This window comes from Flavobacterium gyeonganense (genome assembly GCF_029625295.1).
GTDB lineage: Bacteria > Bacteroidota > Bacteroidia > Flavobacteriales > Flavobacteriaceae > Flavobacterium > Flavobacterium gyeonganense.
Genome location: NZ_CP121112.1, coordinates 2,099,098 through 2,120,175 on the forward strand (window position 1 = coordinate 2,099,098; position 21,078 = coordinate 2,120,175).

The 21,078-nt window shown below is 32.4% G+C and carries 16 protein-coding genes and 1 pseudogene; 6 read left to right on the top strand and 11 right to left on the bottom strand.

The annotated features are described in order from the left end of the window. The first annotated feature begins 80 nt into the window (after positions 1-80). Positions 81-1,088 carry a recombinase RecA gene (gene recA, locus P5P89_RS09000; protein ID WP_223682384.1) on the top strand — a complete coding sequence of 336 codons (1,008 nt, stop codon included), beginning with the start codon at positions 81-83 and terminating at the stop codon, positions 1,086-1,088. A 518-nt stretch (positions 1,089-1,606) separates the two neighbouring features. Here the strand turns inward: recA and P5P89_RS09005 are convergent. Beyond that, the gene (locus P5P89_RS09005) at positions 1,607-2,365 is read right to left on the bottom strand and encodes a lysophospholipid acyltransferase family protein (protein WP_278011620.1); all 759 of its coding nucleotides are present in this window, start codon (positions 2,363-2,365) and stop codon (positions 1,607-1,609) included. A gap of 185 nt (positions 2,366-2,550) precedes the next feature. On the opposite strand from P5P89_RS09005, the gene trpS reads away from it, so the two are divergent. Next, entirely contained in the window at positions 2,551-3,525 is a 975-nt protein-coding gene (gene trpS, locus P5P89_RS09010; RefSeq protein WP_278011621.1) for a tryptophan--tRNA ligase, read from the top strand. Positions 3,526-3,572: 47 nt separating this feature from the next. On the opposite strand, the gene dprA is transcribed toward trpS, so the two are convergent. Beyond that, complete coding sequence (dprA, locus tag P5P89_RS09015) at positions 3,573-4,673, bottom strand: DNA-processing protein DprA (protein ID WP_278011622.1); 1,101 nt, start codon at positions 4,671-4,673, stop codon at positions 3,573-3,575. A 243-nt stretch (positions 4,674-4,916) separates the two neighbouring features. Between dprA and P5P89_RS09020 the strand changes: the two genes are divergently transcribed. Next, the gene (locus P5P89_RS09020) at positions 4,917-5,870 is read left to right on the top strand and encodes an HU domain-containing protein (RefSeq protein WP_278011623.1); all 954 of its coding nucleotides are present in this window, start codon (positions 4,917-4,919) and stop codon (positions 5,868-5,870) included. A gap of 54 nt (positions 5,871-5,924) precedes the next feature. Further along, on the top strand, positions 5,925-6,326 hold the full coding sequence (locus tag P5P89_RS09025; protein WP_278011624.1) for a hypothetical protein: 402 nt from the start codon (positions 5,925-5,927) through the stop codon (positions 6,324-6,326). Between the two features lie 39 nt (positions 6,327-6,365). Here the strand turns inward: P5P89_RS09025 and P5P89_RS09030 are convergent, their stop codons facing one another. The 8 genes from P5P89_RS09030 to P5P89_RS09065 form a co-directional block, all read right to left on the bottom strand. Beyond that, on the bottom strand, positions 6,366-7,127 hold the full coding sequence (locus tag P5P89_RS09030; protein WP_278011625.1) for a hypothetical protein: 762 nt from the start codon (positions 7,125-7,127) through the stop codon (positions 6,366-6,368). Positions 7,128-7,182: 55 nt separating this feature from the next. Next, positions 7,183-9,462, bottom strand: a complete 2,280-nt coding sequence (locus tag P5P89_RS09035; RefSeq protein WP_278011626.1) for a helix-turn-helix domain-containing protein — start codon at positions 9,460-9,462, stop codon at positions 7,183-7,185. 101 nt (positions 9,463-9,563) lie between these two features. Continuing rightward, positions 9,564-10,139 (bottom strand): OmpH/Skp family outer membrane protein, encoded by a 576-nt coding sequence (locus P5P89_RS09040; protein WP_269234049.1) that lies wholly within the window; start codon positions 10,137-10,139, stop codon positions 9,564-9,566. A 245-nt stretch (positions 10,140-10,384) separates the two neighbouring features. Further along, positions 10,385-11,233, bottom strand: a complete 849-nt coding sequence (locus P5P89_RS09045; protein WP_278011627.1) for a class I SAM-dependent methyltransferase — start codon at positions 11,231-11,233, stop codon at positions 10,385-10,387. Positions 11,234-11,352: 119 nt separating this feature from the next. Next, complete coding sequence (locus P5P89_RS09050) at positions 11,353-11,697, bottom strand: hypothetical protein (protein WP_278011628.1); 345 nt, start codon at positions 11,695-11,697, stop codon at positions 11,353-11,355. A 250-nt stretch (positions 11,698-11,947) separates the two neighbouring features. Further along, positions 11,948-13,819 (bottom strand): tRNA uridine-5-carboxymethylaminomethyl(34) synthesis enzyme MnmG, encoded by a 1,872-nt coding sequence (mnmG, locus tag P5P89_RS09055; protein WP_278011629.1) that lies wholly within the window; start codon positions 13,817-13,819, stop codon positions 11,948-11,950. 409 nt (positions 13,820-14,228) lie between these two features. Next, positions 14,229-14,648, bottom strand: a complete 420-nt coding sequence (gene ybeY / locus P5P89_RS09060) for an rRNA maturation RNase YbeY (protein ID WP_278011630.1) — start codon at positions 14,646-14,648, stop codon at positions 14,229-14,231. Then, positions 14,645-18,064, bottom strand: coding sequence for a DUF4175 family protein (locus P5P89_RS09065; RefSeq protein ID WP_278011631.1), 3,420 nt, complete (start codon positions 18,062-18,064; stop codon positions 14,645-14,647). Before P5P89_RS09065 ends, ybeY begins: the two co-directional genes overlap by 4 nt. Positions 18,065-18,227: 163 nt before the next feature. Between P5P89_RS09065 and gltX the strand changes: the two genes are divergently transcribed. Further along, entirely contained in the window at positions 18,228-19,823 is a 1,596-nt protein-coding gene (gltX, locus tag P5P89_RS09070; protein ID WP_278011632.1) for a glutamate--tRNA ligase, read from the top strand. After that, positions 19,817-20,185: pseudogene (locus tag P5P89_RS09075) on the top strand (glutamate--tRNA ligase); the annotation flags it as partial. The gene gltX and the pseudogene P5P89_RS09075, both read left to right, overlap by 7 nt. On the opposite strand, the gene P5P89_RS09080 reads toward P5P89_RS09075, so the two are convergent. Beyond that, entirely contained in the window at positions 20,161-20,808 is a 648-nt protein-coding gene (locus P5P89_RS09080) for a hypothetical protein (RefSeq protein WP_278011633.1), read from the bottom strand. The pseudogene P5P89_RS09075 and the gene P5P89_RS09080 sit on opposite strands and share 25 nt — an antisense overlap. Positions 20,809-21,078: the final 270 nt, after the last annotated feature.

Here is a 21,078-nt window from a genome sequence, read left to right on the forward strand (position 1 = left end):
TAAATCAGGAAGTTATTAATTCTGATTTATTTTGAAAAAGAATTTATAAAATTTAGATGAAAGAAAAAGAAAAAGAAAAGATGAGTTCAGAGAAAGATGCCAAATTAAAAGCGCTACAACTTACGCTTGACAAATTAGATAAAACTTACGGAAAAGGAACCGTAATGAAAATGGGCGACAAAGCCATTGTAGAAGTTGAAACAATTTCTTCTGGTTCCCTTGGTGTTGATTTAGCACTTGGAGTAAACGGATATCCAAAAGGAAGAATTATCGAAATATATGGTCCGGAATCATCTGGTAAAACCACTTTAACATTGCACGCCATTGCTGAGGCTCAAAAAGCAGGTGGAATTGCTGCTTTTATTGATGCTGAACATGCATTCGACAGAAATTATGCTGAAAAATTAGGCGTAGATATCGAAAACCTGATTATCTCTCAGCCAGACAACGGGGAGCAGGCTTTAGAAATTGCCGAAAATCTTATTCGTTCAGGAGCAATTGATATTGTAGTTATTGACTCTGTTGCTGCTTTAACTCCAAAAAGCGAAATTGAAGGTGAAATGGGAGATTCTAAAATGGGTCTCCATGCTCGTTTAATGTCACAGGCCTTAAGAAAACTTACCGGGACTATCAGTAAGACAAATTGTACTGTTTTCTTTATCAATCAATTGAGAGAAAAAATAGGTGTAATGTTTGGTAACCCTGAAACTACTACCGGTGGTAACGCTTTGAAGTTTTATGCTTCTGTACGTTTAGATATTCGTCGTTCAGCACAAATTAAAGATGGTGAAAACGTGATCGGAAACAGAACTAAAGTAAAAATTGTAAAAAACAAAGTTGCTCCTCCATTTAAAACTGCTGAATTTGATATTATGTACGGAGAAGGTGTTTCTAAAACCGGAGAAATACTAGATTTAGCTGTTGAATTTGATATTATTAAAAAAGCAGGTTCATGGTTTAGCTACGGTGATACTAAATTAGGACAAGGACGTGATGCAGTTAAGACTTTAATTAAGGATAATCCTGAATTAGCTGATGAATTAGAAATAAAAATTAAAGAACACATAAAAGAATTGGCTAACGCTTAAACTTTATAATCTGTAAGTTACAGAATCTGTTAAACCCGACATTTTAAATTTGTCGGGTTTTTTATTTAAAAAAACTACGCAACCTTTTATAAAATATATCATCTTATAAACGACGTAAAACTTTGAAAGTTTGTCATACTACTTTCAATACTTTTTAGGATAAGTTTGGTTGGTTATTTTTTTAATAAAAATCCGTTAGTTTTTTGTTTTGGTTACTAGCGGGTTTTTATTATTTAAGATTTTCTCCTTTTTTACGCAACCTTTTTGATTATCAGTCATCTATATTAATAAATTAATTGAGTTTGATGAACTCTTTTTATCAACGCTAATATTTTCAAATCATGAAAGAAAAAAAGAAGTTCAGTTGAATAAAAAAGGTAAAAAGAAGAAGTCAAGAATTAAAAAAATATTACAGTTCATCTCAGATAAAATAATTCACAGATAAAATTTTGAATATAAAAGGGGTTTTAATTCAAAATTAAAGCCCGGCAAACTTTTTACCTTGCCGGGCTTAATTCTTATAAACTGTTTAATTTTTTCTTTTTAAATTCAAGTAATCCTTTGTAAATCAATTGTCTTGTTTCATCACGAAGATCTTTTCTGTTTTCTCCTGTTAATCCTTTTGTTTCAATAAAAGGAAAAATTTTTGCTCTCATTTTGCCCGGGCTACCGCTTAAAAATGTATAAGAAAAACGCTCTTTATTATCAGCGAAAACGATTGGAACAATTGGAATTTGATGGTCTATAGCCAACCTGAATGCACCATCTTTAAATTCATCCAATAAAATTGATTCATCATCTGGAACACCTCCTTCAGGGAAAATACAAATACTAAGCCCCTGATTAAGCCTGTCCTGAGCTCTTTTAAAAACTTCATTTTTACTCTTTGAAGAATTCCTATCCACCAAAATACAGGTTCTTTTATAGAAAAATCCAAATAACGGAATCTTTACCAATTCTTTCTTTCCAACAAAAACAAATGGATTTCTGATAATTGCCAACATCAGCATAATATCAGTCATTGAAGTGTGGTTCGCTACAATCATGTAACTTTTTCCTTTTTCCAATTTTTGCAGACGCTCGGTTTTGTAATGAAAACCCATTCCTAAAAGGATGAATTTTGCCCAAATCCGGGCCATTTTAAAAAAATAGGGATATCCGCTTTCTGTTATAATTGAAACCACTAAAAATGGCAGCATAATCAATATTGGAATAGCCATTAAAATGTAGAACCAAATGCGCCAAAAAATCCAAAAAATAATTTTAATTCCTTTCATAACTTCAAATGTAAGAAAACTGATGTGAATTTAGATTTTCGATGGACAGATTTTTGACATTTTAAAAACAAAACCTGAAAACACTAAGAGCATTGCAAAAAACTTTGCGAACTTTGCAATTGAAAAAATAACTTTTCGGATATTGTAAAAACTTTGCAATATTTGCGTTTAAGAAAAAAATTAGAATGGCAAAAATACTAACCGGTGTTCAGAGTACCGGAACACCACACTTAGGCAATTTATTAGGAGCAATTATTCCCGCGATCGAATTATCAAATAATCCGGCAAACGAAACTTTTTTGTTTATTGCTGATTTACATTCAATTACACAAATAAAAGACGGTAAAACATTACGACAAAATACATATAGTACAGCTGCAGCTTGGCTTGCATGTGGCTTAAATCCTGATAAGGTTACGTTTTACAGACAATCTGAAGTGGCTCAAACTGCTGAATTATCTTGGTATTTGAGTTGTTTTTTCCCGTTTCAGCGTCTTACTTTAGCACATTCTTTCAAAGACAAATCTGATCGATTAGATGATGTTAACGCCGGACTTTTTACCTACCCAATGTTAATGGCTGCAGATATTCTATTGTATGATGCCGAGTTTGTTCCTGTTGGAAAAGACCAATTACAGCATTTAGAAATTACACGTGATGTTGCTGCGAGATTCAACCACCAAATGGGAGAAACTTTTGTGCTTCCAGAAGCTAAAATTCAGGAAGACAGTATGCTTATTCCGGGAACTAATGGCGGGAAAATGAGTAAATCAGCGAACAATATCATCAATATTTTCTTAGATGATAAGGCATTACGTAAACAGGTAATGAGCATTGAAACTGACAGCACTCCACTTGAAGATCCTAAAAATCCGGATACCTGTAATGCTTTTGCTATTTATTCTCTTTTAGCAGATGAAGCTCAGATTGCTCAAATGAGAGCCAACTATTTAGGTGGAAATTATGGTTATGGCCATGCCAAACAGGCTTTATTTGAATTAATTACGGAGAAATTCAAAACAGAAAGAGAGAAATACAATTACTATATAAACAACCTCGAAGAAGTAGATATTTTATTGAAAAAAGGAGCTTCAAAAGCTGCGGTTGTGGCCGATGGCGTTTTAGCCAGGGTTCGGGAAGTGCTTGGATTTGGAAAGTAAATATTATAAACCCGACATTTTAAAAAAATTTGTCGGGTTTTTTAATTCTAAATAGCCTCAAACAGCTTTCCAGGCAAAGGTCTGATTACACCTTTAAGTTCCATATTTAAAAGAATCCCTGATATTTTATAAATCGGAAATTCGCATTGGAGTGCAATTATATCGAGCAGTTCTTTTCCGTTTTTAATCAGGTAATCATAGATTTTTTGTTCTTCAGATTCCAGCTCAATAAACAATTGTTTCTGAACGGGTTTTACATCGCTTTTGATATCCCAATTAAGCATGTAAACTAAATCAGCAGCACTGGTCAGTACATTCGCTTTTTGAGTTTTAATCAGTTGATTGCATCCCTGACTATATTTGTCAGTCACACGGCCGGGAACGGCAAAAACATCACGGTTATAATCGTTTGCAATATTGGCAGTAATAAGCGAACCTCCCCTATCAGCAGATTCTATTACGATTGTAGCTTCAGTCATGCCGGCAACGATCCGGTTTCGTCTCACGAAGTTTTCTTTGTCAGGATTGGTTGTGCTCCAGAACTCAGTTATAAAACCCCCATTCTCCTCCATTTTTGACATGTATTTTTTGTGTGCTTTAGGATAAATTTGGTTTAATCCATGAGCTAAAACACCAATAGTCTGCAGTTTATTTTCTATTGCCAACTGATGCGCCACGATATCAACTCCATATGCAAAACCACTAACAATTATGGGATCTAAAGGAGCCAGATCTTCAATCAAGGTTCTGCAAAATTCAATTCCGTATGAAGTAATTTGCCTTGTACCTACTATACTGATTATTCTCTTATTTTTTAAATTAATATTTCCGGCAGAAAAAATTAAAACGGGGCAATCAATACAATGTTTTAAACGATCTGGATAATTTTCATCTTTAAAAAAAGAGACTTTAATATTGTTTTTAGTGATGAAATCTAGTTCCTTATTCGCCTTTTCGAAAACAGTTTTGTCTTTTAGATTCTTTAGTAATACTGAACCAACTCCATCTATAGCAGCAATTTGATTCGTTTTTGCCTTGAAAATATCTTCGGCACTTCCAAAATTTGCTAATAATTTTTTAGCCATAATATCTCCAACGCCCTCTACCCGAAGTAAGGCTAATACATAAAATAAATCTTGTTCTGACATGGCTTGTATAATTTTTTAAAGGATGAAATTTTTAAAAACAAGATTTGTTTTCGTTTTGGCAAATATAATAATTAGAAGTAAATTCTTTCAAAAAATAAACTTTTGAAAGTCAAAAATAATTAATCACAAAATGAAAAATAATGTAACTTGCTTAAAAATAAGTACATATCAAAATATGCAGATTGTTAATAAAAATTGTGAATAAATTTTTGATAACTATATTGGATGCATAACTTTGTTACTATGAAAATCGAAACTTACATCTCGCAGTTATTATATCGTTATCAGTGTGTAACGGTTCCAGGATTTGGTGCATTCTTAACCGAAATGCAGCCGGCACAGCTCAATGAAAGCACAAATTCGTTTTTTCCACCTAAGAAAATGGTCTCTTTCAACAGTCAAATTAAAAACAATGATGGCTTGCTGGCTAATCATATAGCTAATACAGAAAAAACATCGTATGGTTTTGCTGTAAGTGCGATTGCTTTTGAAATTTTAAATTGGAAAAAGGCTTTAGAAGAGGATGGAATTTTATATTTAAAAAATATTGGTGAAATTCGTTTGAATAGTGATAACAATTTAGTTTTCAGTCCAAACCAGCAAAATAATTATTTGACAACTTCATTTGGATTGAGTCCTTTTGTGTCACCTTTGGTAAAAAGAGAAAATTTCGAAAAAGAAATTCAAAGAATTGAGGAGAAAGAACCTGCATATGACGAAGAAAGAAAATCTTCAAATTCGTATTTAAAATATGCTGCAATATTTGTTTTGGGTCTTGGAATTACCGGAAGCATAGGATATCCACTGTATCAGCAAGAAATTGCAACACAAACGCTTGTTGTTGAAAGCACTGTACAAAAAAAGGTACAGAACAAAATTCAGGAAGCTACCTTCATGATTCAGAATCCTTTACCGGCAGTAACGCTGTCTGTAGATACTTCAAAAACAGAAACTGTTGAAAAGACAATGCCATATCATATTATTGCGGGTGCTTTTAGAAGTGAGCAAAATGCTAAAAAAGCATATAATCAACTAATAAAAAATGGCTATGATGCCAGGATGCTTGGTGAAAACAAACACGGATTATTTCCTGTTTTATACGGAAGTTACGCGACTATGGCTGAAGCTGAAAAAGCACAAAAAGAAATACAAAAGGCTGAAAATCCGGATGCATGGATTTTAATCGAAAATTTATAAAGCCAGACATAAAAGTACATTTATTTTGTTATTTACTTTAGAAATAAAAAGATTATGAAATTTACCATTCAAGTATTTTTAATTGTATGCCTTTTTTTAACCTCACAAGGCTTTTATGCACAGGAAACAGCTGTTCAATCAGAAAAAGCCATTCAGGAGGCTAAAAAAGCTAAAGAATATCAAAATAAAGTAGATAAAGAGCAGAAAAAAATTGACAAGCATCAGCGGGATGTCAAAAGTGCAGAAAAATCTATTAAGAAAACACAAAAGAAAATAGAAAAACAAAAAACTGCGAATCAAAAAACCGAAAGTCAAATTGGAACCAGCAAAAATTCTGAAGAAGAAATTCAGAAACTAAAAATAAAATCTACCAAACAAAAGCTTGAAATAGATAAACTGGAGCTCAAATTATTACAACAGAAAAAAGAATTAGACCAAATTAGAACGTCTTTTTAATACAAAAAAATCCTATTCTGAACGAATAGGATTTTTTGTTTAACGTGGAACTATTTTAGCTTCCTGGGAAAGAATTACTTTTTTATTTTGATAAATGGTTAAGTTTGCCGGAGATACGCCTTTTTCCCTCAAGGGAGTTATAGAACATTCATATGTATATTGCCCTTTTTTAAATTCGAAACGATGATTTCCTCCATTTCCGTCTAAAATCAACTTTCCTTTAGTAATTACCAAATCAGGTACTTCATTCATTCCTTTTTTTATCGACCAGGATGCATAACGGTAATTTCCACTTCCTAAATCATCTATTCTGATCCGGAATTTGCTGGTTTCTAATACACATTCAGGTGCTTTAAACTTTGCTATTGAAGAATGCAATTTTGTTTTCTCTTTAGCAATTATTTTGCTTTTCAAATCCTTTTCGAAATTAGACTGGTAATTTATCGAAACCAGGCGTCCGTCTGTATCAAACCATAATGTACCCTGATTGAGCATAATACCTCTCCAGCCCATTTCTGACCAGTCTTTCGCAGGATTAGATTTTACGATTTCATTCTTCAGGGCAACATCAAAAATCTCATTGTATCGCTTTATGAATTCAGTTTTGTTTTTGATTGTTGGTATGGGATATTCCCTTTTGAAAGGATAAGAAATTATATCCGCGACAGCCTCTTCTTTATCATTTTTTACATTATTAATAAACGTAATTATAAACTTCTGATATTCAGTTTTTAAATCCTGGCCTAAAGCTAAATTTGAGAATACGCCAAGGAAAAGTAGAATTATGATTTTAAATTTCATTTTTTATAAATTAAATTAATCTGTGTTTTACGTGAAACATTTAACTTAAAGATACTTAATTTATACTTGCTTTGAACATTTTTAACTCATCCCACGTAAATTCATCACCGTGTTTTTCTTTTAATCCGTTTAGGGATTCCTCCTGATAAAATTCGAAAGCATCACGCAGTGCCAGTATCTTATCGTACGGTAGAACATCCGAGATTTCGATTTTTTTTGCCTGAATCAATTTAACCAAATGCATTTCAATAGTTTGTACAGTAAGCTTACGCATTCGGGCAATATCCTGAACCGAATTTTTCTCGATCCACAAATCATATGTTTCTTCTACGGTGGTTTTCTTAATTGTTTTTGGCTCGTTCTTATCTAATTTTTTCGAGGTATAGCGTACAATTGGCTCATCTAACTTGAAAATATCGATATTGCTCATTTTAAACTCGTCACGTATTTTCGAAATCTTATCTGATTTGTAATTTTTAATCGCTGTAGACGTTAATTTTTCCCTGCAGATGGTTTCTCCCGAAACAACTATTTCGATCAGTAATTTGGCCTTCATTAAGCGTAAAACAGCCTTTGTCTGAAGATCATCCAATAAGACTAATTCTTCATAAAATTCTTTTACTTTTTTGAATTTCTGAATTTCAGCCATTTTCTGAAGAAGATCTGTAACCAATTTATCCATTGGTTTAAAAAAATACTCATAGGCCGCCACTACCCTTTCCTGGACGAAAAATAAATCAACGGTTTCTTTACTAAAAATTTTATTTAGCTGATGCACAAACTTTTGCGAAGGATTTATTAGCAATTCAATTGTTTCAAGACGCTTATGAGCCCAAACGGAATGTTTTGATTTTTCGGAATTAGAAGCATTTTCGTTATAACTAAATCTGTGATTCCGCCATTCCTGAGCTAAGTCTGTCCAGTTAAAACTGTTAATCAAATAGTTATGAATAAAATTTTTGGTTTCAAAATGCAAATGTTTTTCCAAAATATCTTCAGTTGCTTTATTCAAAGCATAATCCATTACATCCTGGTCGTTTGAAATACCATTCATTTGAAGCGGAGAAAGCAAAATAAGCCCTTTTAAGGACGTTAAACGAGACAATGCAACGTATGCTTGTCCTGGCAAAAAAACTTGCGATACATCAAGCGCAGCTTTCTCAAAAGTTAATCCCTGACTTTTATGTACCGTAATTGCCCAAGCCAATTTAAGCGGATAATGGGCAAAAGTCCCCAAAACCTCCTCTTCTATTTCTTTAGTAAGTTCATTAATTTTATAGCGGATATTTTTCCACTCGTATTTTTCAACCTCAATCGTTTTGTTCTCTTCCGGAAAATGCACAAAGATTTCTTCCGGTGAAAGTGATTTTATAACACCCATTTTTCCGTTAAAATACCTTTTATCAAAAGATAAATCGTTTTTGACAAACATGACCTGTGCTCCTACCTTCAATTTCAGATTTTCTTCGACCGGAAATATTTTTTCGGGAAAATCGCCAACGATAAAAGGCTGATAAGCATACTCATTTCCGGCCAGATCACCAATTGCCTGCTCATTGATCGAATCAGCCTTTGCGTTGTGAGTTGTGAGCGTAATATAACCGGGATTATTCTTCAAATCAAAATCAGGTTTAACATATTCGTTTAAAATCTGAATATCCTGAGGCGTAATCTGATTGTTTCGAAGATTGTTCAAAACCGATATAAAAGAATCATCAGTCTGGCGATAAATCTTAGATAATTCAATATAAAGCGGTGGATTTTGCTGAATTACATGCGAATGAAAAAAGAATCTTCCTTTGTAATAATTGCGTAAAGTTCGCCATTCTTCATCCCGAATAACGGGTGGCAATTGCAATAAATCACCAATAAAAAGTACCTGAACACCTCCAAAAGCCTGTGTGTTTTTCCGCACTGTCTGCATCATAAAATCTATAGCATCCAGTAAATCAGCACGTAACATACTTACTTCATCAATAATCAGCAATTCCATGTTACGAATCACATTACGCTTCACATTATTCATTTTGAAATGCCTGCGTAAAGTTTCCTTATTTTCAAATTTAACCGTTTCTGTAAACTGAGAATTATTTTCATACGAAGGAATAAAAGCCGAAAATGGCAGTTGAAACATCGAATGAATGGTTACTCCGCCAGCATTCAAGGCGGCGATTCCTGTTGGTGCAACAACCACCGTATTTTTATGTGTAGTAGCGATAATTTCACGTAAAAGTGTAGTCTTTCCTGTTCCGGCTTTACCCGTCAGGAATATCGATTTTTGCGTTTGATTGATGAATTGTAAAGTGTAAGCTGCTGCTTCTGAAACGTTTTGCATTGGGCGTATATTGAAAACTAAAAGTATTGCATTTTTATAAAATAAAAAAACCTAAATCTGTTAATAGATTTAGGTTTTAAAATAGTTAGTTATTTTGATTGTTATTTCTTAGCCTCTTCTTTAGTTGCAGCTTTGTCATCTGCTTTTGGCTCAGCTTTGTATTTATCGTTCAAAGCTTTGATAATTTCTTTTGTAATGTCATATTTATCTTCAGCATACAAAACAGTTGCAGCATCACCTGTACCGTAGATATAAGAATATCCGTTTTTCTTGCCGTAATCTTTAATGAATTTTTTCACACCGCTTACAAGAGAATCCATTTCAACTCCGCTTTCTTGTTGCAATTGCTGCGCTAATTGTTGTTGAGCATAACCCAATTGTTGTTCTCTCTTTTGTAATTCAGCACCTCTTTGTTGTGCCCAGGCCTGACCGTTTGCCTGTGCCTGACTTTGAAAATTAGCAGCATCTTGTTTGAAACGATTTATCTCAGCTTGCAGTTGTCTTCCTTTTTCTTCTGATTGGGCTTTGTATTTTGCTTCAAGGTCTTTTGCTTCAGTATACTCTTTCATCAAAACCGAAGTATCTACGTAAGCTGTTTTTACTTCCTTTACTTCAGCTGTTTTGTTACATGAAACAACGAAAACCGAAAGTGCGATAATTACTAATGCTTTTTTCATTTTATGAATTTCTATTTTTTAATGTATGGATGACAAAAATATAAAAAAATAAATAGCATCGACAGAAAGTTCAAAAAATGCTATAATTTTATCATATTAGTTTTATTTATGGACTAAAATTCAACTATAAGATATCATTATTAAAAGTGACTCTCATAGCTTTTATTAGAGACGTTTTCTTTAAAAAGATAACACAAACCCTCGTTTTAACTGAGAAACCGTCTTAAATTCGCTTATTTTGTGTTTTAGCTGTTTTTTAGAACATAAATATGAGATGAATACTCTTTTGTACTCGATGCTTTTAAATTTGATCTTAAACCAATAAAAAATGCACGGAGAAAATTCATTTTTCCTGTTTTGTATTTTTCAGAAAGAAGACTAACGTAAAATGAATCAAATTTCATTGGAAGAACTTTTTCTAATTTCATATCGACTTTTTCGAACAGCGATTTTATCGCTTTTTTTGAAAAATGCCAAAAATGAATTGGCACATCAAAAGCCGCCCAAAATTCTCCGTAATGTTTTGCGTCGAAAGATTTAAAATTTGGAACCGCAACAATTAATGTTCCAGTTGGTTTTAACAAACGCTTCAATTCCTGAATTTGAAATTCTAAATTTGGAACGTGTTCTAAAACGTGCCACATGGTAATTACGTCAAAAGAATTATTTTCTAAAGAAGCTGTTTCTTCTGCAAACGAAATTCCTTTTTGCTTAGCAATATTTTTTGCCCGGTCACTCGGTTCAATTCCAATTACGTTCCATCCGTCATTTTTTGCCGTTAATAAAAAATCTCCGGTTCCGGTTCCAATGTCTAAAATTTTCCCTTTTTGAGATTGTTCTGAATTGATCAGATTCAGTTTATTTTTTAAAGCGATACTTTTTACAAAATGATATGCTTTTTCAAAAACAGAACGTTTATTATCTGTATGCGAAATGTAATCTTCACTTTCGTAATATCTTCCTAAATTTTCTAAATCCGGCTGCGGAGATGTAATCAGCATATCCAGATTTTCATCATAATATAAATCGAAAATTTCTTTTGAAACTGAATGGTCTTTTACAGTCAGAAAATGTTTTTTGTTTAAAACGTCCATTTTTAAATTACAGGTATTTTGGTTTAATTTCATAGTAAACCCTAAAAGTGGAATTTTCACTTTTAGGGTTTCTCTTTTTTAATATTTATATTTTGAATTCAGCGCTTCCAATTAATTTTTTACTCCCGACATTTTTCATTTTCAATTCTGATTTCTGTCAAAATTGTAAAATCATTTTTAATATAAAATGGCATTGGAGATCTATAATGTGCTGCGTTTTGTTTTACTTCATTTTCATGATCCACAACCCAGCCATTTAAACTTGTATCATTCTTTTTTAATTCATTCATCAAAAACAAACCATTTCCTTTTCCTTGAATTTGATGATTCAAAATTATAGCAAACCAATTTTCATCTTCTCTCAAAAAAGTAAATGACCAGCCGCTAATTTTATCTAACGCATCAAACAGCAAATAATGTTTTGTATTTGAAAGACCGTTTAAGTACAATTCAAAATCCTGCATCGTTTTGCAATTTAATAGTGTCGGATATTCCTCGTTCCAGAGTTCTCTCGAAACTTCTTTTCTTCATCAGATAAAATCTCTTTGCTAATAATTTTAATTAAAATTAAATTCAGTGTTTCACGTGGAACAAATTTAAAGTTGTTTCAGGTTTTCTTTGTTTCAGCTTTCAAGTTTCACATGGAACGAGAAACAAATAAAACAAGTTTCAGATTCCAACAAAACTTGAAACCTGAAACTTGAAACATTTATTTTATCTTCCCATATAAATCAAAAGCACTGAAATATCACTCGGAGAAACTCCGCTGATTCTTGATGCCTGAGAAATTGTAATCGGACGAATTTTACTTAATTTTTGTTTCGCTTCGATTGACATCGATTTAATTTTATTGTAATCAAAATTTTCAGGTATTTTCACTTCTTCTAAACGAGTAAGTTTATCTGCATTATTTCTTTCCTTTTCGATATAACCAGAATATTTAACCTGGATTTCTGCCTGCTCTAAAATTTCCTGATCAAGATCATTTTCTTCAGCATAAGCTTTTACTTTTTCAAATTTCATCATATCCTCCAAATCTAATTGCGGACGTGAGAAAACTTTAAACATTTTATCACCCTGAGAAATTGGCGCACTTTCTTTCGCTTCCAAAATCGGATTCGTTTCAGCTACCGAAACACTTGTTTCTTTAAAGAACTGAACCATCTTTTCTGATTCATTTAATTTACGTTCCATTCTGCGCAAACGAGCTTCAGAAGCCAAACCAATTCCATATGACATTGGCGTCAATCTGAAATCGGCATTATCTTGTCGCAACAATGTTCTGTATTCTGCTCTTGATGTAAACATCCGATAAGGTTCTTCTGTTCCTTTCGTAATTAAGTCGTCAATCAAAACTCCGATATAGGCTTCATCACGTTTTAGAATTAATGGAGCTTTTTCATGCACTTTTAAATGCGCATTTATTCCGGCCATCAAACCTTGCGAAGCTGCTTCTTCATATCCTGTTGTTCCATTTATTTGTCCGGCAAAATATAATCCTTCAACTAGCTTCGTTTCCAAAGTATGTTTCAATTGTGTTGGCGGGAAATAATCATATTCAATTGCGTAACCCGGACGAAGGAATTTCACATTCTCAAAACCGGCAACAGAACGCAATGCTTTAAATTGAATATCCTCCGGAAGTGAAGTTGAAAATCCGTTTACGTAAACCTCACAAGTTTTCCATCCTTCCGGTTCAACAAACAATTGATGCCTTTCTTTATCTGCAAAACGATTTATCTTATCTTCTATAGAAGGACAATATCTCGGACCGATACTTTTTATTCTTCCGTTGAACATTGGCGAGCGATCAAAACCTGATCTCAAAATATCGTGAACATCCAAAGATGTATACGTCATATGACAAGATCTTTGTTCAGTCAATGGAACGGTCAAATCAGAATACGAAAACTTATCTGGTTTCGCATCTCCTTTTTCTTCGTTCATTTTAGAATAATCCAAAGAACGTCCATCGACTCTCGGCGGCGTCCCTGTTTTCATTCTTCCAGATTCAAAACCTACTGCAACCAAATCTTCGGTAATTCCGAAAGCGGCACTTTCACCCGCTCTTCCTCCACCGAATTGTTTGTCTCCAATATGAATCAATCCGTTCAAAAAAGTTCCGTTTGTCAACACAACAGATTTCGATCTGATCTCAACTCCAAGGGAAGTTCTGATTCCTTTTATCTTTCCGTTCTCGATAATCAAACCTTTCACCATTTCCTGATAAAAATCCAAATTTGGAGTTCCCTCCAACATCATTCTCCATTCTTCAGCAAAACGCATTCGATCACTTTGAACTCTTGGCGACCACATTGCTGGTCCTTTCGATTTATTCAACATCTTAAACTGAATTGCCGTTCTGTCTGAAACAATTCCGGAGTAACCTCCAAGCGCATCAATCTCACGAACGATCTGTCCTTTTGCAATTCCTCCCATCGCTGGGTTACAAGACATTTGTGCAATATTCTGCAAACTCATTGTAACCAATAAAGTTTTTGACCCCAAATTTGCAGCCGCAGCTGCAGCTTCAGATCCTGCATGGCCAGCACCAACCACAATAACGTCGTATTCTTCTAAAAACATTTTGTTTTATTATTCTCTGGAAACCGGTTAAGTCAGTTCTCAGAATTAACATTCTTTATTTTGTTTCAGGTTTCAAATTTACCGCTGAACTATGTTCCACATGAAACATACATTTTATATCCATTATTCATGTTTCCTCTTTTCAGTAAATCTGATACATGTTCCACGTGAAACATTTTTATTACTTTCTGATTTACTAACTTATAATTAAAACTGTTTCACGTGGAACAACGAATTAATTAAATATTAAACTTAAAACAAAGATTTACATGTTTCACGTGAAACGAATTCAATAAAAAACTAAAACTTAAAAAACGTTCCACGTGGAACGTTTAGTTGTTGATGTAAAATTTAGAATAATGTTTCACGTGAAACATATAATTCTAAACTTTAAAAAGAGATATTTAAGTTAAAGTTTCACGTGGAACATCGCTATTTTTTCATCTTCTTTGGAACGCATTAACTCTGCATCCTTATCTGTTTTATCTTTATATCCGCAATAATGTAATATACCGTGAGCTAAAACTCGTTTTAATTCTTCATCAAAGGAAATATTGAAATCCTTTGCATTGTCTTCTACTCTTTCAACAGAAACAAAAATATCTCCGTTTAATTCGTTTCCAACTGTATAATCAAAACTGATGATATCTGTTAATGTATCGTGATCCAGATATTCAACATTGATCTTATGAAGATATTCATCATCACAAAAAATGTAATTTATCTCACCTTCGTTTTTCTTTTCAGAAACAATTACAGCGCTCAACCAATCAGTAAAGGCTTCTTCGTTTTCTAAATTAAAATCTGTTTCGTAATTAAAATTAATCATTTGGTATTAAAATATTCTTGAACCTTTTGGTTAAAATTTGAGCGCAAAGGTAGCGATTGTCTATTTAAAATCTCTACACTATTTAAATAATCCAATAATGAGCTTGGTAACGCATTAGTTCTATTTGTGAATTCAGCCTTGTTTGTTTCAGATTGACGCTTCGTATCCTGACCTTGTTGCTGAACTGCATTATTTAATTTTAATAATTCTTGTTGAATATTTAATATTCTTTGCAGGTTCTCATTCTTAAATCCTTTATTCAAAAGTTGCTTTTCAGATTGTTTCATTTGTTCAATAACAGATCTTCCCTGAGAATCTAATCCTTTTCTAGCTAACTCTTTTTGCAACTCTTCACGAAGTTTTACCTGCTCTTTGTAAATCTCCATTATCTTTTCTGCATCGCCTTCGCTATCATCACCGTCTTTATTATCCTTCTCTCCTTTTCCGTTTTTACCATCTTTTCCAGAAGCAACTTTATCACCACCTTTGCCCTGACCTTCTTTTCCTTGTCCATCTTTACCATGACCACTTTGTCCTTGTTTTTGACCTTGACCTTGACCTTGTCCCGGTTTGTCGCCAGGTTTTTCTCCGGGTTTCTCACCTTGCTTCATTCCGTCTTTCATTTTATCTGCAAGACCTTTTTGCTTTTGAATAATATCCGGCAATTGCATTCCTTGTCCTTGCCCCTGTCCTGGTTTTGGTTTTCCTGCTCCCGGTTTTGACATAGACATCTGCATGTTGTTTAATAAATCACTCAAAAAGTCAGCTAATTTATTTGCAGATGAAACAGCATATTGTTGGTGCGATACTCCTTTTGGAACTTGAACATCAGTTAAAGATTCAATCGCTTTGTCTACATTATATTGTACGTTTCCAACTTCCTTCGTTACATCTTCAGCTACTTTTGGATTTCTTAAAGACAAAGCAAACAAACTATCGTCGACATGTTTGAACTGTTGTTTTAAATTTTGCTGTACTTTTATATTCTTCGTATATATAGAAGAACCCAATTTCATAGACTTAAATTGTTTCATTACATTTTCCTGAGATAAGGAATAAGCCAGCAAATTATCCAGAATCTGGCGAAGCATTGCAACATCTTCTTCAAGCTGTTCTTGTTCTCCATCTTCCATAGTGGAGTTCATTTGCTGAGCCATATTCTTCATTTTCTTTGCTGCACTTTTCTGTTTTGGCTTAGCCGAAGATGAATTCTTTTTGTTCAATTCTTCTGATGCTTTCTGCAAATCATCTTTTACATCTTTTTCTTTTGAAGCATCTGAAGGAATATCAAGCGGAGATTTTAATGTTTTATTTTCTTCTTTTAAGTCTTTTAAATCTTCCTGAATTTTATCAAAAGCTTTATTGATTTCTTCCTGCTTCTCAGATGTGTTTTCTTTATCTTTATTAGAAAGCTGTTCTTGTTTATCTGCAAGCTTATCTAACTTTTCTGCAACTTGTTCTGCTTTCTTTTCTACGTAAAATCTTTTAGTTAATTCAACTAATTGTTCTAAATTTCTAGATTGATTTTTACTGATTTGTTTAAACTTTTCCATTTTATCAAACAACTCTTCGCTGTTTAATTTATCATTTAGGTTCTTTAGTTCGTCTAATAATTTCTGATTCTTCTCTAAATCCTTGTCAGCATTCTCTAAACGCTTTTGTAAATCTTCTGCTGTTTTATCCTTTTTATCATCTTTGAATTTATCCAGATTCTTATTCATTTTCTCAGCAAACTGTTTCATCATTTCGTCTTGTTGTTTCTGACGTTTAATAAAATCATTAATCTTTTGCTGGTCTTTAAATTCCAGATTATCTTTTTCTTTTCCTGTATTCTGGATTTTATCCATTTCAGAAATTTGCTTGGTTTGATTTTTTAATGATTTAGATAAACTGTTTATGTTTTGATTTTGTTGTTGCAATTCCAAATCATGAACTTCATCAGCGGTAGAAACTCTATCTGAAAAAATAGAAGACTTAGTACGCTTAAAACCATGTGGTGCATCGTTATCAAAAACTTCAAAATAGTATTCATAAGATACTCCTTCTTCTACAGGTAAATTACTTGGGAAAGAAAAAACGAACTGATCGAATACAGCTTGCTTTACCGGAATGGTTCCACGCTTTGCAGTTTGTGGTTTGTTGCGTTCGTAGAAAACAACTTGTAATTTTGATAATCCGTAGTCGTCTCCCAATCTTCCTAAGACATAATTTTTATCTAATTTTAAACTGTCCGGAGCTGGTGCAACGGTAATTGTTGGATGCTGATCTTTGATAACAGACAGCTGATAATCCAGTTTTTCATAGTTTTTAACCTTATTATTTGAAGTAAGAATTTGATATTCTGTATTTTGAGCAATATTTTTACTCAATTTAAACTCATTTTCGGCTTTATTAAACTTCAAAGTTGCGTTTTCATCCTTCCAAACAATCTCCTGAGTTGATTGTGTATTCATTTTCCAGGTCACTAAAGTACCTTCCGGAACGATTGCATTTCCAGTTCCCTGAATCGTTTCTGATTTCTTTTTTAGGTAAGAAGGAAAATTCAAAACCATTTCGAAGTTGGCAATTGATGGAACCGTGATTACTTTTAATTCGTATTCTTCAGATGAAACTGAATTTCCTTCAAAAGAAAAAGAAACATTTTCAACCGGTTTTTCAATCTTGAATTCGAACTTTCCTGGCTGAGAAGATTCCATAAAATAACTTTCATCACCAATATGGATCATGACATTTTCGGGAACGATGTTTCCGATAGATTCCATTTTTACAACAAAATCTTTGTTCTGTTCTGTTTGTAAATTTTGATTTAGAACTACAAATTTGAAAGGCGCCGGAGGTAAAAACGTAGCATTAAAATGTACTACTCTATTTAAACTTTGAGAAATAATATTGCTGTTTCCTGAAATATAAAACACCGCAAAAAGCAAAACAGGAACAAGTGCCAATGGCAAATATTTTCTGTTTGAATTAAAATTAATAGCATTCCCAAACGGAATTGGCTGTAAAGAATTTGCTTTTTGTTCAATCGAAGCCAACATCAACTCTGAACTTTCTGCTGAATTCTCAGAAGCTGAAAGCTGTAAAAAGTTCGTTAGTTTATCACTTACTTCAGTAAAATGATTTCCAATAATAGTTGAAGCCTGATTATAATCAATTCCTTTTTGAAGTTTGAACAACTTAAATATTGGAAACAGAATAAATCGAAACAAAAGGAAAACTTCTACTCCAATAAAAAGCCAGAATAAAAGTGTTCTTCCTAGAGGTTTTAACCAAAGGAAATACTCAATAAAAAGCGTAAACAAAAAATACAAAAGTCCAAAACCGGTAAAAAGAAGTATTCCTTTTATCAATTCATTCGTATAATATTTTTTAATAAAAGCTTCCAGCTTTTGATATATGGCAGATGATGTCTTCAAAATGAATCTGTTTAATTTATAACCCATAAAAGTAGTAATTATACCAATTCAAATTCCAAAATTTAAATTCCAAATTCCAACTTAAATACAGGCTTGGAATTTGGAATTTTTAAAAATTCGGAGTTTAACTAATATTGTATCTTTGCATCAAAATTTATACAAAATGTCAAAGCAAGTTCGCGTGCGTTTTGCACCAAGTCCAACAGGACCTTTACATATTGGCGGAGTTCGTACTGCCCTATTTAATTATTTATTTGCCAAGAAAAACAATGGCGTTTTTTATCTTAGAATTGAAGATACAGATCAGACTCGTTTTGTTCCTGGAGCTGAAGCTTATATTATGGAAGCTTTAGAATGGTTAGGAATTGCTCCTGAAGAAACGGTTGGAAAAAACGAAAAATTTGGTCCGTACAGACAAAGTGATCGTGCAGCATTATACCAACAATATGCAGATCAACTGATCAATTCGGGTTGGGCGTATTATGCTTTTGATACTCCAGAAGCTTTGGATGCACATAGAAAACAACACGAAGCTGAAGGAAAAACATTTATATATAATCATCACAATCGTGAAAAATTAGATACTTCGTTAGTAATTTCTGCTGATGAAGTTTCGAAAAGAATTGCAAATGGAGAACATTATGTAATTAGATTTAAAACTCCGGTTGATGAAACTTTACATTTAAAAGATATCATTCGTGGTGACGTAAAGTTCGAAACGAATCTTCTTGATGATAAAGTTTTATTTAAAAGTGACGGAATGCCAACCTACCATTTGGCCAATATTGTCGATGATCATTTAATGGAAACTTCACATGTAATTCGTGGCGAAGAATGGTTACCCTCTATGCCACTTCACGTTTTATTGTACAGAGCTTTTGGTTGGGATGCTCCGGAATTTGCGCATTTACCTTTAATTTTAAAACCTGATATAAAGTCGTTTTTAACTAATAAAAATAATCCCAATCAAATTGATTCTTTTGTAAAAATGTATACTAAAGATTTTTTAGAAAAAAACATTTTTAATGAAAAAGAAACAGAAAACAAGATTAAATTTTATTTAGAAAAAGTAGTAGATTCTCCAAAAGTTCTAAACATAGATAAAGAAAAAGATTCAATACATGAAAAAGAAATAAAAACATTTATTAAAAAATCATTATTTGGAAAGCTAAGTAAAAGAGATGGTGACCGTTTAGGCTTTCCTGTTTTTCCTATTGAATGGAAAGATTTAAATTCAAATAACTATTCAAAAGGATATAAAGAATCTGGTTTTTATCCAGAAACAGTCATTAATTTTTTAGCTTTATTAGGTTGGAATGACGGAACGGAACAAGAAATTTTTTCTTTAGAAGAATTAATAGAAAAATTTGATTTAACAAGAGTTCATAAAGCTGGAGCAAAATTTGATCCTGAAAAAAATAAATGGTTCAATCATCAATATTTGGTAAAACAAAATGATGCAGATTTAGCTTATATTTTCCAAAAGAACTTAGCAAAAATAATTCAGACGTTAGGTAAAGAAAAAATTGATCAAATATCAAATAATTATAGAATAAATACTGATTTAGGCTTACAAATAATAAATGAAGCAAAAAATAATATTGAGTTAATTATACAAAATAACGACTTAGGATTTCAACTTAAAAAAGTAGCTGAGAGTAATATTGATAAAATAACTAATAATCAAATTATCAATTCAGTTGCATATTCAATAATGAATTCTTTAAAAAATATGATTCAAAAAAACTCGAAAAAATAGTATCACTCACAAAAGAAAGAGCAAACTTCGTTTCTGATTTTTGGGATTTAACTGATTTCTTTTTCCAGGCACCAACATCATACGATGAAAAAGCAAGCAAAAACTGGAAAGAAGATACACCGGCTTTGATGCAGGAATTGATTTCAACGCTAGAATATATTGATGGTTTTGATTCTGCAAATATCGAAGCAATAGTCAAAGACTGGATGACGAAAAACGAAATTGGAATGGGTAAAATTATGCAGCCTTTCCGTTTGAGTTTGGTTGGAGCACTTAAAGGTCCTCACCTATTTGACATTGTAGAAATCATTGGAAAAGAAGAAACTATTTCTAGGATTCAGAAAGCAATTGCTACTTTATAAAAACAAAAAAGCTCCCAAATTGGGAGCTTTTTTTGGTCCTTAAATAAAAGAACTTTGTAATATTCTTTATTATCTGTTTCAATTAACCATATACCTTCCTTAGAAAAAATAGTATTAAAATAAATCCTGTCATTTTTTTCTGGAATAGCTTTCAAATAATTAAAAAGTTTTGGATTTAAATCTATCGCAGCAAATGAAATTGGGTCAAATACTTTTCTTAACAAATCCTTGCTTTCATTAGATTCACTAATAAAAACGTTTGTTTTTTCAAAACTTGCAACTCTATTATAGTCAACTCTATTTATTTTTAAAACTTTTCCGGAAGATTTATCTACTAATGCATAATTAGTAAATTCAACAGTCGTATTTGCACAATTAGTAAATACTAATTTATCCTCATATTCAAATAAATTAATACCAAAGCTTGCACTATAATGATGGCTCTGGAAATTACGGTCATCAATTGGATTAATCGATTCCCAAATTTTGTTACCTTCTTTATCAAATTTAAAAATGTAAAATCCTATAGCATTAAAGTCTTTGAAAACTTTAGATTTCTTATTTGTGTAAATTCCATATACGTAGATATCTTCATTTTCAGGATCTTCATAATAATGGTTCACTGCCTGGACATTAAATTTAAACTGATCAACAGAACCGCCTTCATTCGATGATAAAACAAAAAAATTATCAATTAGATTTAATTTTAGAGCCAGATCCTTTATCTTTTTACCATGAATATCATAGGTAGTTTTATAAATAGTACTCTCGTTCTGCTTTATTGAAATTGATTTTGTAATCAGATCAAAACTATCGTTTCCTTTCAGTCTACAACTGAAAGTTACTTTGTCACTAGATTCTATAAGTGATTCACCTTTTAATAAATCTAATTT